Source organism: Promicromonospora iranensis (assembly GCF_028994805.1).
Taxonomy (GTDB): domain Bacteria; phylum Actinomycetota; class Actinomycetes; order Actinomycetales; family Cellulomonadaceae; genus Promicromonospora; species Promicromonospora iranensis.
On record NZ_JAJQQP010000004.1, the window covers coordinates 371,399 to 384,330 of the forward strand.

At 70.1% G+C, this 12,932-nt stretch carries 13 protein-coding genes; 7 read left to right on the top strand and 6 right to left on the bottom strand.

Annotated features, from left to right (window positions below):
• Nucleotide 1: 1 nt before the first annotated feature.
• Nucleotides 2–655, bottom strand: coding sequence for a (2Fe-2S)-binding protein (locus LUM46_RS08780; protein WP_310242989.1), 654 nt, complete (start codon nt 653–655; stop codon nt 2–4).
• Nucleotides 656–830: 175 nt separating this feature from the next.
• Between LUM46_RS08780 and LUM46_RS08785 the strand changes: the two genes are divergently transcribed.
• From LUM46_RS08785 to LUM46_RS08800, 4 genes are all read left to right on the top strand, one after another.
• Nucleotides 831–1,991: a PQQ-dependent sugar dehydrogenase gene (locus LUM46_RS08785; RefSeq protein WP_274993414.1), complete on the top strand. Its 1,161-nt coding sequence runs from the start codon at nt 831–833 to the stop codon at nt 1,989–1,991.
• Between the two features lie 119 nt (nt 1,992–2,110).
• Nucleotides 2,111–2,725 carry a TetR/AcrR family transcriptional regulator gene (locus tag LUM46_RS08790; protein ID WP_274993415.1) on the top strand — a complete coding sequence of 205 codons (615 nt, stop codon included), beginning with the start codon at nt 2,111–2,113 and terminating at the stop codon, nt 2,723–2,725.
• Nucleotides 2,726–2,930: 205 nt separating this feature from the next.
• A complete protein-coding gene (locus LUM46_RS08795; RefSeq protein ID WP_274993417.1) occupies nt 2,931–4,055 on the top strand; it encodes an SDR family oxidoreductase in 1,125 nt (374 codons plus the stop codon).
• A gap of 4 nt (nt 4,056–4,059) precedes the next feature.
• On the top strand, nt 4,060–4,920 hold the full coding sequence (locus LUM46_RS08800; protein ID WP_274993418.1) for an aldo/keto reductase: 861 nt from the start codon (nt 4,060–4,062) through the stop codon (nt 4,918–4,920).
• Between the two features lie 22 nt (nt 4,921–4,942).
• Here LUM46_RS08800 and LUM46_RS08805 read toward each other — a convergent pair whose 3' ends face one another.
• Nucleotides 4,943–5,794: a helix-turn-helix transcriptional regulator gene (locus LUM46_RS08805; protein WP_274993420.1), complete on the bottom strand. Its 852-nt coding sequence runs from the start codon at nt 5,792–5,794 to the stop codon at nt 4,943–4,945.
• 116 nt (nt 5,795–5,910) lie between these two features.
• Between LUM46_RS08805 and LUM46_RS08810 the strand changes: the two genes are divergently transcribed.
• Nucleotides 5,911–6,975: a Kelch repeat-containing protein gene (locus LUM46_RS08810; RefSeq protein WP_274993421.1), complete on the top strand. Its 1,065-nt coding sequence runs from the start codon at nt 5,911–5,913 to the stop codon at nt 6,973–6,975.
• A 39-nt stretch (nt 6,976–7,014) separates the two neighbouring features.
• Here LUM46_RS08810 and LUM46_RS08815 read toward each other — a convergent pair whose 3' ends face one another.
• The 3 genes from LUM46_RS08815 to LUM46_RS08825 form a co-directional block, all read right to left on the bottom strand.
• Nucleotides 7,015–7,956 (bottom strand): SDR family oxidoreductase, encoded by a 942-nt coding sequence (locus LUM46_RS08815; RefSeq protein ID WP_274993422.1) that lies wholly within the window; start codon nt 7,954–7,956, stop codon nt 7,015–7,017.
• 89 nt (nt 7,957–8,045) lie between these two features.
• Entirely contained in the window at nt 8,046–9,407 is a 1,362-nt protein-coding gene (locus LUM46_RS08820; protein WP_274993423.1) for an MFS transporter, read from the bottom strand.
• A gap of 52 nt (nt 9,408–9,459) precedes the next feature.
• The gene (locus tag LUM46_RS08825; RefSeq protein WP_274993424.1) at nt 9,460–10,404 is read right to left on the bottom strand and encodes an SDR family oxidoreductase; all 945 of its coding nucleotides are present in this window, start codon (nt 10,402–10,404) and stop codon (nt 9,460–9,462) included.
• Between the two features lie 219 nt (nt 10,405–10,623).
• Between LUM46_RS08825 and LUM46_RS08830 the strand changes: the two genes are divergently transcribed.
• Entirely contained in the window at nt 10,624–11,463 is an 840-nt protein-coding gene (locus LUM46_RS08830; RefSeq protein WP_274993425.1) for a helix-turn-helix transcriptional regulator, read from the top strand.
• Between the two features lie 43 nt (nt 11,464–11,506).
• The gene (locus tag LUM46_RS08835; RefSeq protein WP_274993426.1) at nt 11,507–12,262 is read left to right on the top strand and encodes an SDR family NAD(P)-dependent oxidoreductase; all 756 of its coding nucleotides are present in this window, start codon (nt 11,507–11,509) and stop codon (nt 12,260–12,262) included.
• A gap of 78 nt (nt 12,263–12,340) precedes the next feature.
• On the opposite strand, the gene LUM46_RS08840 is transcribed toward LUM46_RS08835, so the two are convergent.
• Nucleotides 12,341–12,931, bottom strand: coding sequence for a GNAT family N-acetyltransferase (locus LUM46_RS08840; RefSeq protein WP_274993427.1), 591 nt, complete (start codon nt 12,929–12,931; stop codon nt 12,341–12,343).
• Nucleotide 12,932 lies beyond the last annotated feature (1 nt).

Consider the following 12,932-nt stretch of genomic DNA (forward strand, 5'->3'; position numbering starts at 1 on the left):
CTCACCTCCCGCCGGTCGCGGTCTGGGCGACCGCGCGGACGATCTTGACGTAGCAGCCGCACCGGCAGATGTTGCCGCTCATCCACTCCCGGATCTCCTCCGGTGATCCGGTGTGACCCTCGCGGATGCAGGCCACGCCCGACATGATCTGGCCGGGCGTGCAGAACCCGCACTGGAGGGCGTCCTGCTCGATGAACGCTCGTTGCAGCGGGTGCAGGTCGCCGTCGGGCGTGAGGCCCTCAATGGTGGTGACCTGCGCGCCGTCGAGTCTGGCGGCGAAGGTGAGGCAGGCGTTGACCCGGCGGCCGTCGACATGGACCGTGCAGGCCCCGCAGGCACCGGCGTCGCAGCCCTTCTTGGTCCCGGTCAGGTCCAGCCGCTCGCGCAGCAGGTCGAGCAGGGAGGCTCGGTTGTCGACGACCAGCGACTGGCGGCGCCCGTTGAGCAGGAAGGAGACCCGGCTCGTCGTGCCGTCCGCGAGCTCGCTCGCCACATCCTCGGTGGCGGATACCGGACGGGTGCCCGACCCGGTCACCCCGGCTGCGACGGCTACTCCCGTCGCGGTACCCGTAGCGGCGATGAAGGTGCGTCTGCTCAGAGGGGAGGGGCGTCCTTCTTCTGGCTGGAGCTCGGGCTCCTGTGCATCGGTAGACATGTCGACCTCACTCGGTCTTGTCGTGAACCTGTCCCGAACGGAACGCCGGCCGGGACAGGACGGCTGGTAAACTCAACCGTACCGTTTACTTCCGGGCTCGACAAGGTCCGGCAGAGAGCGCACGTCTCCCCGGTAGACGGTTCGGTCCCGCCCACCTCCACGATCGGAGCTGCCCATGCTCGTCACCCGGCCGGCCGCCGCGGCACTCGCCGCGACCCTGTCACTTGCGGTTCTCCTGTCCTCCTGTGCCGGCCCTCCACCATCTCCGGTCACGAGCCCCGGAACTGCTTCCGCGGCGCCGTCGGGTACGCCAGCGCCGGCGGATGCCGCGCCCGGCGACCTCGCCTCGCAGGGACGCGTCACAGAGCTCGCCACCGGTCTGGACACCCCGTGGGGCCTCACTTTCCTCCCGGACGGGTCGGCGCTCGTGTCCTCCAGGAACACCTTCGAGATCCGCCGGGTCGATCCCGGGACCGGCGACCACCGCTCGGTGGGGCAGGTCGACGGCGCGGCCACTGCACCCGACAGTGGCCTGCTCGGCCTCGCGGCATCCCCGGACATCGCCCGGGACCGCACCGTCTATGCCTTCGTCTCCACCGCGTCGGACAACCGTGTCGTCGCACTCGAGCTCGACTCCGAGTTCAGTTCGTTCACCCAGGCCAGGGTGGTGCTCGACGGGATCCGCCTGGGCACGGGTCGCCACCAGGGTGGTCGGCTCGCCTTCGACCGGACCGGGGCGCTGTGGATCACCACGGGTGACGCGGGCGAGCCGACGCTCGCCCCCGACCCGGGCAGCCTGAACGGAAAGATCCTGCGGATCCGCCCCGACGGAACCGTTCCGTCGGACAACCCCGCCGACGGCCCCGTCTACAGCACCGGGCACCGCAACGTCCAGGGCATCACCTTCGGGCCGGACGGGACCGTGTACTCCTCGGAGTTCGGCGACCAGGAGGAGGACGAGGTCAACGTGATCGTGCCGGGAAGCGACTACGGCTGGCCGGAGAGCGAAGGCTCCCTCGGCTCCGCGGGCGTGCCGCCCCTGTTCACGTTCGCCACCGAGGAAGCCTCACCCTCCGGCATCGCCTATGCCGCCGGATCTCTCTGGATGGCGGGACTCCGGGGCCAGCGGCTGTGGCAGCTGCCCGTCGACGGCGGCGAGGCGGCCGGCGACCCGGTCTCTCACCTCGAAGGCGAGTACGGGCGCCTGCGGACCGTCCAGGCCGCACCCGACGGGACGCTCTGGGTCACCACGTCGGAGACCGACGGTGCGTCCTGGGGCGGAGCCAGCCCCGAGGAAGGTGACGACCGCATCCTGCGGATCGAGCTCGACGAGTGATCCGGACGTGCGCGGGCTGACGGGCGGCCCGGCCGGCACGGATCGGCTGGGCCGCGCGGAACGGCCCGCCGCGTAAACTCCGTCGTACCGAAAATCTCGATCACGACGGAGGCAGGCCGGTGGGACGCCGCGGGGAAGAGCTCAAGGAACACATCCTGTGGTCTGCCAAGGACGTGTTCCTCGAGCTGGGCTTCGAGCGCACCTCCATGGACGTGGTCGCCGCACGCGCCTCCACGTCCAAGAGGTCCCTGTACACACGCTTCCCGAGCAAGGACGCGCTGTTCCGCGCGGTGTTCGAGCTCGCCCGCACGATGTATCTCAACCGCCTCAAGACCCCTGACACCTACAGCGACGACGCCACCGAGGCGGTGACGGTGTACTGCGCACGCTTTCTCCAGCTCCTCCTGCGTGAGCCGGCGCTGCGTACCTGCCGGATGGGGATCGCGGAGGCCGAACGCCTTCCGGACGCGTCGAGCCAGTACTACGACGCCATCTTCCGCACCTCCCAGGAGCGCCTCGCGTCGTTCCTCACGGAGCGGCTCGAGATCCCGGGGCCCGCGTCCGGCGAGCTCGCGACCGACCTGCTCGGTCGCTCGCTCCACCCCCGCTTCTTCCAGGCCTTGTTCGGCGTCGAGAAGCCGCTCCCGGAGAGCTCCGACGAGGGCTCGCTGTACACCGACGTCGACGTGGACCGGATCCGGGGCTTCGTCACGACACTCCTGACGACCCCGTAGAACGCCGGAAGCTGTCGGACGGCGAGGTGGGGCTCGGTCGTCTGATGAGCAGCTCACGTCCTGCCACGGCTCGGCTGTCCACGGATCGCAAGGTCCTGGATGCCGGGGCGCCGACGCGCGAGCCTTCTCGGGCCAGACCCACCCAGCGAAGGATCGGGACACGCTCGATGTCCTCGCCCGGCGCGCACACCAGGGAGCCCCCGAGATGACACACCCGCCAGGAGAGAACGGTCCCGTCGAGGTCGAGAGAAGGGGGTTGTCCCGCCGCTCGTTCGTCCGACTCGTCGGTGTTGGTGCCGGTGTCGCGATCGTCGGCGGTGGCACAGCCGCCTTCGTGGCAAACCGGCCGGAGATGTCCCCGCGTCAGCAGGGCCTGCCGAGGATCCCCGACTGGACGGCAGATGACGTTCCCTCGCTGCGAGGGCGCTCGGCGCTCGTCACGGGCGGCAACGGCTATCCCGTGGAGGATCGGAGCGGCCTGGGCTATCACAACGCCCTTGAGCTCGCCCGCGCCGGCGCGGAGGTGACGATCGCGTCCCGCAACCAGGAACGGGGCGCGGAGGCTGTCCGGCGCATCAGGGCCGACGTTCCCGGCGCTTCGATCCGCTTCGAGACGCTCGACCTGGCGGACCTCGCTTCGGTCGCAGCCTTCGCGGAGCGCATGCGTGCTTCACGAACGAGCCTGGATCTTCTCGTCAACAACGCCGCTGACGGGGGGCAGCTGGCACGCCAGGTGAGCGCCGATGGATTCGAGCGGGTCCTGGCCACGAACACGATCGGTCACTTCGTGTTGACCGCCCGGCTCCTGCCTCTGCTGCGCGCAGCTGATGCGCCTCGGGTCGTCTGGGTCTCCAGCCTTCGCGCCGCCACCGGGACGATCAACTTCGACGACCTGCAATCAGCTCACGAGTACGACTACGGGGCGGCCTACAGCAACTCCAAGCTCGCCAACCTCATGCTCGCCTTCGAGATGCAGCGGCGCAGCACGGCGGGAGGCTGGGGAGTCTCGTCCATAGCCGCCCACCCCGGTGTCGCTCGTACCAACCTGATCCCGGACGGTCCCGGCCCGGACAGCACGGAGGGGCGCAATCACAGATACATGCCTTTCCTGTACCAGCCAGGCGCTCAGGGTGCTCTGCCAACCCTGTATGCGGCGACGTCGCCGCAGGCCGAAGCCGGCGCATACTACGGTCCAGCCGGATTCATGGGGCTCAGCGGCTTGCCTGCCTGGGCCGGCATTCCTGAGCAAGCCGAGGACCAGCGGGTCGCGGCCAGGCTGTGGACCACGCTCGAGCAGCTCGGCGAGGTCACGTTCAGGCGGGCGGGCTGATCCCGTGGAGACTTTCACGCTGAACGACGGCAACCAGATCCCGAAGCTCGGCATTGGCGTCAACCAGGTTCGTTCCGCCGACGTCGGCCCGGCGCTGGCCCGTGCGTTCGAGGTCGGCTACCGCTCGGTGGACACCGCCAACACGTACCTGAACGAGCGCGCTGTCGGCCAGGCCGTCCGGGACAGCGGCCTGCCGCGGGAGGAGATCTACCTGACCTCGAAGGTGTGGTCGACCGACTCCGGGTACAGGAGGATGTCGGCCGCGATCGACCGCACGCTCAAGCGGCTCGACACCGACTACCTGGACCTCTTGCTGGTGCACCAGCAGTACGGCGACTACAACGGTGCCTGGAAGGCGATGGAGGACGCCGTCGGGGCGGGCAAGGTGCGCTCGATCGGCATCAGCAACTTCAACCGTCGAAGGCTGACCGATCTCATCAGCAGGGCGACCGTGCTTCCCGCCGTCGCCCAGATCGAACGCCATCCCTACTTCCAGCAGCGTGAGCAGAAAGCCTTCCTCGAGCAGTTCAGCACGGTCGTGGCGGGCTGGTTCCCGCTCGGGCGCGGCGACCGGGAGCTGCTCACGGAACCCCTCTTCGCCGAGCTGGGCCGGAAGTACGGGAAGTCGCCGGCGCAGGTCATCCTGCGGTGGCACCTCCAGGGCGACACGATCGTCATCCCCGGCTCCACCGACCCGGCCCACATCCGGTCGAACTTCGAGCTGTTCGACTTCGCCCTGACGGCCCAGGAGATGGACCGGGTCACCGCTGTGGACAGGAACAAGCGGTTCCACAACCTGCCCGAGCTCGTCGAGAGAATCATCTTCCAGAGCATGCGCATGGACTACGACAAGCGGCAGCGCTGAGCCGGCACGGCGACCGCGCTGTCTACGGGGCGGTGAGCTTCTGCGTACCGATCACGGCGAGCAGCTCGAGCCGCTCGGCGGTGCCGGTGCCGGGCGTGGGAGTGAACCAGAGCAGTCGTTGCCGGCCGTCCTCGCTGAACAGGTTGAGGCAGCTGACGTCGAAAAGGCCGAGCTCGGGGTGGTTGATGCGCTTGCGGTCTCGGCGGCGAAACGCCACGTCGTGCCTGTCCCATAGCTCGGCGAACTCCGCCGAGTCCCGCAGCTCGGCGATCATGGACCGTGCCTCGGTGTCCTTGCGGCCCCGGCGGGCGGCCCCCGCGCGCAGGTCGGCGACGAAGGCCTGTGACTGCGTGTCGTGGTCGGCCTCGGGGTAGACGGCGCGGGACGCCGGGTCCATGAACCAGCGGTAGGCGAAGCTGGCGTGCTTACCCGTGAAGTGCGACTGATCGCCCAGCAGCGCGACGGCGAGCGGGTTCTGGACCAGCGTCACGTGCAGGTCGGTGATCACCTTCGCGGGTGTCGAGCCGAGGCGGGTGAGCAGGTCCAGCATCCCGGGTTGCACGTGCGAGGCCGCGACGCCCGGCGGAGGCACGGGCCGCTCGGCCAGGTGGTAGAGGTGGTTCCACTCGTCGTCGGTCAACCGCAGTGCCCGACCGAGTGCGGCGAGCATCTGCTCGGACGGCTGGGAGCCCGCACCGCGTTCGAGCTCGTTGTAGTAGTCCACCGAGGCGCCCGCCAGCTGCGCGACCTCGTCACGCCGCAGTCCGGGCACCCGGCGCCGCGGACCGGGAACCAGCCCGACGTCCTCGGGCCGGATGCGTTCGCGGCGGGAGCGGAGGAATGCGCCCAGCTCGGCGTACCCGGCGGCTCTCATGCCCCAAGTATCCCGTGAGGGGTACCGCCGGCCCAGGGGACGACGTCCCCTGGTTCAAGGGTCCGCGGTCCTGGAGCGTGGGATCCGTCCCCCACCGAACAGCCGAAGGATCCACCGTGACCAGACATCCTGTCCCCTCCCGCCACCGCGCGGCGATCGCCGTGCTCGCAGTCGGCGCGATGCTGACCACGGCGTGCACCAGCGCACCGGACTCGTCGTCCCCGGCGTCCCCGGAACAGACCGACGCCTGGCAGGAGCGCGCGCCCATGGCCCTGGAACGGCAGGAGCTCTACCCCGAGGTCGTCGACGACCGGATCTATGTCGCCGGGGGACTGCTCAACCCCAACACCGGCGTGTCAGCACACTTCGACGCGTACGACCCCGTCGCGGACGCCTGGCACCGGCTCGCGACGCTCCCGCAGGCCCGGCATCACATCGGCCTCGCCGAAGCGGGCGGCTCTCTCTACGCCGTCGGCGGGTTCAGCGGCGGGTTCCCCCGGTGGCGAGCGGAGTCCGACACCTTCGTCTACGCACCGGACGACGACACCTGGTCGGCCGGCGTCGACCTGCCGGAACCACGCGCCGAGTTCGTGATCGAGAGCGTGCGTGACCAGGTCTTCGTCATCGGCGGCAGGGTCCGTGAGGCGCCTGACGCCATGACGTTCACGACCCACGTCGACAGCGACAGGAACGAGATGTTCGACCCGGCGACCGGCAGGTGGACCACGCGTGCTCCGGCGCCCACCCTGCGGAACAGCACCGCGTCGGCCGTCGTCGACGACCGGATCTACGTGATGGGTGGCCGGGAGTTCTCGCTCGCCGAGGACGGCTCCGCCGTCCAGGAGAACGTCGCGACGGTCGAGGTGTACGACCCGGCCACCGACGCGTGGGAGACGGTCGCCCCGCTCCCCGAGGCTCGCGGCGGGCTCGCGGCAGCCGTGCACGACGGTTCGATCTATGTCTTCGGCGGCGAGCAGCACGACCCCGACCCGCTGGTGTACGACGACGTCTGGCGATACGACCCGGAGGCCGACGAGTGGACCTCCGCGGGGAACCTGCCCACGCCGCGGCACGGGCTCGGGGCTGCCACTGTCGGCGACGTGATCTATACCTTCGGCGGGGGCACCGAGGTGGGCGGTAACTTCGCCAGCGTGCGGAACGAGGCATTCACGCCGGAGTGAGCGGGTGCGGCTCGCACCACCTGCCGGTGGTGCGAGCCCTCAGGCCGGGATGGCCGTCCTGGTCAGCTGCTCCGAGACGTCCCAGACCCGTGCGGCGTCGTCAGCGCTGCGCAGCGGCGGGTACATCCGCTGCTCGGCCGGCGCGCCGCTGGTGTTACCGAACCCACTGGGGCTGTACAGGGCGCCCGGCTGGGCCTGCGGATCGGTGGCCGCCATGAGCGCGGGCAGCGCCGCGCTCTCGACCGTCCCGGCCATGATGCCGCGGGCGGAGAGCCAGCCGATCATCCGGCGGCCGGCGGTCTCCTGGGCGCGGCCGAGCTCGGGCCGGGCGGCCAGGAGGTTGGTGGGGGCGACCCCGGGGTGGGAGAGGTTGCTGGTGATGCCCCACCCGTGGGCCTTGCTGCGCCGCTCCAGCTCCAGGCCGAACAGGCCGAACGCGACCTTGGACTGGCCATAGGCGCGCATGCCGTCATAGCTGCGTTCCCAGTTCAGGTCGTCCCAGTTGATGCGGCCTCTCCGGGCGGCGACGCTCACCTGTGAGGTGACCCGTGCCCCGCCGGCGCGCAGGAGCGGCATCAGGTGCGCGACGAGCGCGAAGTGGCCCAGATGGTTGGTGCCGAACTGGAGCTCGTACCCGTCGGCGGTCGTCTGGTGGTCGGGCGGGGTCATGACGCCCGCGTTGTTGATCAGGAGATGGATCGGCGCGCCCTCCGCGCGCAGGGTGTAGCCGAGGGCGGCGACGGACGCGAGGGAGGACAGCTCGAGGCTGCGCAGCGAGACGTTCGCGCCGGGCACGGACTGCTTGATCGTGGCGATCGTGGCCTCGCCCTTCACCGAGTTGCGGACGGGGATGATGACCTCGGCCCCGGCGGCGGCGAGTCGCCGGGCCATGACCAGGCCCATGCCGTCGCTCGCCCCGGTGACGACGGCACGCTTGCCGGTCAGGTCGGGGATGGTGATGTCGATGGGTGTGCGGGACATGTGGTTCGCTCCTCGATGGTGTGCGGTTGCCACCACACTCCTCGATTGCCGGCCCGTTATTCAGGGCCTGTCGATCCGCCCCAATACCGTCAGCTGTGGACCTGGGGGCGGGGCTGCCCCGATGACGCGGGGGCGTCGTGGCTCTCGGCGATGTCGCTCAGCACCTCGGCGGCGGCGAGCTCGTCGCGTGCGGCGAGCCGGTCGAAGCCGTCCACGGCCGGGTAGACATAGCGGCCCAGCGTCGCGATGAGGACCGCGCCGACCACGAGCACGCCCATCAGGACAGGGATGACCGGGTCGTAGGAGCCCAGCTGGTCGTAACCCAGCCCGAGGAGCAGCGGCCCGACGGCGCTTCCCAGGATGAACATGGCCTGGACCGGGCCGATGATCTGGCCGAAGTTGCGCATGCCCAGGTACCGGGTGATGAGCAGGGCGAGCAGGTCGCCCTCGATGCCGAACGCGACGCCGATGAACGCGACCGCGAGGGCGGCGGTGGAGAAGGGCGGCTCGAGGAAGAACATCCCGGCGATGGGGGCGAGGATGACGATCGGTCCGACGACCGATCCGTGGACGCGGTCGATGATGACGCCGCCGACGACGCGGCCCACGAGCGAGGCCAGACCGAAGATGACGAGCAGCTGGCCCGCTTGGCCGTTGCTCAGGCCACGGTCGGTCATCATCGGCACGAGGTGGACCTGGAGCCCGATGATCACGACGCCGACCATGCCCAGGCCGAGCGCGATACCCCAGAACTGGCGGGTGCGCAGCGACTGGCCGAAGGTCAGGCCGGGGAGCTCCAGGCTGACGTCGCGGTCTCCGACGTGGGTCTCGTGGACCAGTCGTCCGCGCACGTGCCGCTCGGCGCGGCCGCGCACGAACAGGGTGATCATCGTGACGGACACGACGGCGGCGATCAGTGCCATGTAGCCGTAGGTCTGCCGCCAGCCGACGCTCTCGATGAGCGCACCGGCCAGCACCGGGCCCAGCGCGGCGCCGAGCCCGATGATGCCCGTGACGATGCCGACGGCGAGTGCACGGTTGTTGTCGAACCAGCTCACGACGACGCGGGTGGCGGGGATCGCGGTCCCGCCCCCGAAGAAGCCGACGAAGAAGCACGGGATGAAGTAGATGGCCTCGACGGCCGGGACCAACCCGATGGCGGCCATCGAGGCGGCGAACAGCACGAAGCTCGGGAGCAGGATGTACCGGGCGGCGTACCGGTCCACGAGCCGGCTGACGATGATCAGGCCGATGACCATGCCGACGGCCGCGACCGAGTACGCGCCGGTGACGGTCGTACGGCTGAACCCGGTGTCCTCAACGATCGGCAGGACGAAGAGGCCGGTGGTGGCCAGGTACATCGGGGGGCCGACGGCGTTGGCCGTGCCGGCACCGACGACCACCCACCAGGGGTTTCGGCGTCGGGGGTCGGGCTGGGTGACAGAACTCATATGGCTTCTCCTGCGGCTCGGCTCGTGGGGCTCGCGGCGGTCGGCTGTGCGGTCACGCGGTCGGGAAGGAGGTCTTCGTCAGCTCCTCGGACACCCGCCAGACGCGGGCGGCCTCGGTGAGGCTGCGGAGCGGCCGGTGCATCCGCTGCTCGGCGGGCGCGCCACCCAGGGTGCCCGGGCCGCTGGGACCGTACAGGGTGCCAGGCTTGGCGGCAGGATCGGTCGCGGCCATGAGGGCGGGCAGCATCGCGGTCTCGATGGTGCCCAGCAGGACGCCGTGCTCCGAGAGCCAGCGGATCCGCCGGATGTGGGGCGTGTCCTCGGTGCGGCCGAGCTCGGGGCGGGCAGCCAGGAGGCTGGTGGGGGCGACCCCGGGGTGGGAAAGGTTGCTGGTGATGCCCCAGCCGCCCGCCCTGCTGCGGCGCTCCAGCTCCAGACCGAACAGCCCGAGCGCGATCTTGGACTGGCGGTACGCGTGCATGACGTTGTACGAACGCTCCCAGTTCAGATCGGGCCAGTTGATGGAGCCGCTGGCCGAGGCGACGCTGACCTGGGAGGTCACCCGAGCGCGCCCGGCGCGCAGCAGGGGCAGCAGGTGGGCGACCAGGGCGAAGTGGCCCAGGTGGTTGGTGCCGAGCTGCAGCTCGAACCCGTCAACCGTGGTCAGCCGCTGCGGCGGCCGCATCACGCCCGCGTTGTTGATCAGGAGATGGATCGGCCGCCCCTCTTCGCGCAGGGTGTCGCCCAGGGCCGCGACGGACTCCAGCGATGCGAGGTCGAGGTCGCACAGCGAGACCTTGGCGCCGGGGGCTGCCCGGTTGATCCTGGTGATCGCGGCCTCACCCTTGGTCCTGTTGCGCACGGGCATGATGACCTCCGCGCCTGCGGCGGCCAGGCGCCCGGCCATGCCCAGACCCATGCCGTCGCTGGCCCCGGTGACCAGCGCGCGCTTGCCGGTGAGGTCGGGAATGGTGATGTTGATCGGTGTGCGTGGCATCGCTCTGCTCCTTGGAGTCGTCATGGGCCGGTCGTCGGCCGTGGCACTGATCCTTGGTGGACGACACCGACCTATCCAGGGCCTCCCGATCACAGGCTCACGAGGTCACCGCTCTGCTCGGCACCGGGGCCGACGGACCGTAAGGGGGGATCGACGGGCCGTGGCTACCGTCCGACGCACGGGATACAAACGAGTCAGTACTCCAGGAAGGGGAGCGTCATGATCGATCGCACCGGGCTGGCCAGCTTTCTGCGCCATCGCCGTGAGGCACTGCAGCCGGAGGACGTCGGCATGCCCCGCGGCCAGCGGCGCAGGACCAGCGGGCTCCGGCGCGAGGAGGTCGCGACGCTGTGCAACATGTCGGCCGACTACTACGCCCGCCTGGAGCGGGAGCGCGGCCCGCAGCCGTCGCAGCAGATGCTCGCCTCGATCGCCCAGGGACTGCACCTGTCGATCGACGAGCGCGACCACCTGTTCCGCCTCGCGGGGCACAACCCGCCACCCAGGGGAACCTCCAGCGAGCACATCAACCCCGGGCTGCTGCGCATCCTCGACCGCTTGGAGGATACTCCCGCGGAGATCGTCACCGAGCTCGGCGAGACCTTGCGGCAGACGCCGATGGGCGTCGCGCTCACCGGCGACACGACCCGGTACACCGGGCCGGCCCGCAGCATGGGCTACCGGTGGTTCACCGACCCGAGCTCCCGGACCATCTACGCCCCGAAGGAGCACGCGTTCATGACCCGGATGTATGCCGCCGGGCTGCGCGGGCTCGTCACTCTCCGTGGCCCCGACTCCCGGGCCGCCTACCTGGCGGACCTGCTCCTGGACAGCAGCGAGGAGTTCCGGCGGGTGTGGGAGGACCACGAGATCGGCGTGCACCCCCACCAGGTCAAGCACATCGTCCACCCCGAGGTCGGTGCCCTGGAGCTCAACTGCCAGCGGCTTGTCGATCCGGATCAGGCGCACTCCCTGATGGTCTACACCGCCGTCCCCGGCACCGAGAGCTACGAGAAGCTGCAGGTCCTGTCCGTCATCGGCGCGCAGTCGCTCCGCTGAAGCCACGGCTGACCACCCACACCAGACACACAGGAAGGGCGTCATGCCCACTCACCGCATCGCACTCGTCACCGGAGCCAACCAGGGCATGGGAAAGCAGGTCGCGAAAGAGCTGGTCGCCGACGGGCTCACCGTGTTCGTGGGGTCTCGCGACCTCGCCCGCGGTGAGACGGCGGCCGCCGAGATCGGCGACGGTGCCATCGCGCTCCAGCTCGACGTGACCGACGCGGCATCCGTCACCAGGGCGGCCGAGCGGATCCAGCAGGAGGTAGGCCGCCTGGACCTGCTCGTCAACAACGCCGCGATCTCCACCACGCGCACCGACGTCCAGGACATGGCCGAGCTCCGTGCGCTGGGACAGCCCAGCGTCGTCCGTCTCGACGAGGTGCGGGCCGTCTGGGAGGTGAACGTCCTCGGGGTCCTGGCGGTGTACCAGGCGATGCTGCCGCTGCTGCGTAGGTCGCCGGACGCACGCATCGTGAACGTGACGAGCGCGCAGGGCTCGCTGACGACCATGGCCGACCCGGCCCTCCCGTTCCACAAGACCTTCGAGCCGGTCTACTCCGCGTCGAAGACCGCGCTCAACGCGGTGACGCTGTCCATGATGATCGAGCTGGAGGAGACCGACATCAAGGTCAACCTCGTCTCGCCCGGCTTCGCGAACACCGCCCTGGTCAACTTCGAGGGAACGGAGTCGGTCGAGGACGCGTGTCGCGAGGTGGTGCGCGTCGCCCGCCTCGGGCCGGACGGCCCGACCGGTACGTTCACCACCTGGGAGGGTGTGGGCCTCCCGTGGTGACAGCGACCTGACGGTCAGGCGTCGACGGTCAGGCGTGGCGTGCGCTCTCCGGGACGACGGCGTGCTCCGGGAGCCCGCTCAGCCCTGGACAAGACTCATGGAGACGTAGGCGGAGAAGCCCGCCCGCTTCGTGAACCGGACCGGGCGGCGCGCGGACTCACCGAAGCCGAGCTTGCGGTACAGGCCCAGCGCGGGAGCGTTCGTGTCCTTGATGTCGCGCAGGACGTACTCCCGGTACTCCGGCAGCGCCAGCAGGTGGCGCATGAGCGCGGTCGCGACGCCACGTCCCTGGAATCGCGGGGCGGTGGTGACGAAGCCGATCTCCGCGAGGCCGTCCCGTGCGCCGTCATACGCGCCGAGGAACTGGCTGCGGACGATGAGGTAGCTGGTCGTGCCGTGGACGGGACCGAGATGCTGCCGGAACTCGGCCCAGCGCGGGGCGAAGCACTCCTGCGCGGCTTCGGTGAGGGAGGCGATGGCCGCCGGTTCGCCGTCCACGACCGCGATGTAGAAGCGGTCGAGCAGCACCATGTGCGCGAAGGTGTCCACGAGCTGGCGCGCGTCGCCGGAGAAGGAGGCGAAGTCCTCGGCGAAGCCGCGGACGAGCACGTCGGTGATGCCGCGCCGGTACGGCTCGCCCAGCTCGTCGCCGCGCTTGACCTCGATCATC

What these genes read in the sequence shown, in the direction of transcription:
- LUM46_RS08780 (WP_310242989.1), bottom strand. Translation starts at nt 655, where the DNA reads ATGTCTACCGATGCACAGGAGCCCGAGCTCCAGCCAGAAGAAGGACGC.
- LUM46_RS08785 (WP_274993414.1), top strand. Translation starts at nt 831, where the DNA reads ATGCTCGTCACCCGGCCGGCCGCCGCGGCACTCGCCGCGACCCTGTCA.
- LUM46_RS08795 (WP_274993417.1), top strand. Translation starts at nt 2,931, where the DNA reads ATGACACACCCGCCAGGAGAGAACGGTCCCGTCGAGGTCGAGAGAAGG.
- LUM46_RS08805 (WP_274993420.1), bottom strand. Translation starts at nt 5,794, where the DNA reads ATGAGAGCCGCCGGGTACGCCGAGCTGGGCGCATTCCTCCGCTCCCGC.
- LUM46_RS08815 (WP_274993422.1), bottom strand. Translation starts at nt 7,956, where the DNA reads ATGTCCCGCACACCCATCGACATCACCATCCCCGACCTGACCGGCAAG.
- LUM46_RS08820 (WP_274993423.1), bottom strand. Translation starts at nt 9,407, where the DNA reads ATGAGTTCTGTCACCCAGCCCGACCCCCGACGCCGAAACCCCTGGTGG.
- LUM46_RS08825 (WP_274993424.1), bottom strand. Translation starts at nt 10,404, where the DNA reads ATGCCACGCACACCGATCAACATCACCATTCCCGACCTCACCGGCAAG.
- LUM46_RS08830 (WP_274993425.1), top strand. Translation starts at nt 10,624, where the DNA reads ATGATCGATCGCACCGGGCTGGCCAGCTTTCTGCGCCATCGCCGTGAG.
- LUM46_RS08835 (WP_274993426.1), top strand. Translation starts at nt 11,507, where the DNA reads ATGCCCACTCACCGCATCGCACTCGTCACCGGAGCCAACCAGGGCATG.
- LUM46_RS08840 (WP_274993427.1), bottom strand. Translation starts at nt 12,931, where the DNA reads ATGATCGAGGTCAAGCGCGGCGACGAGCTGGGCGAGCCGTACCGGCGC.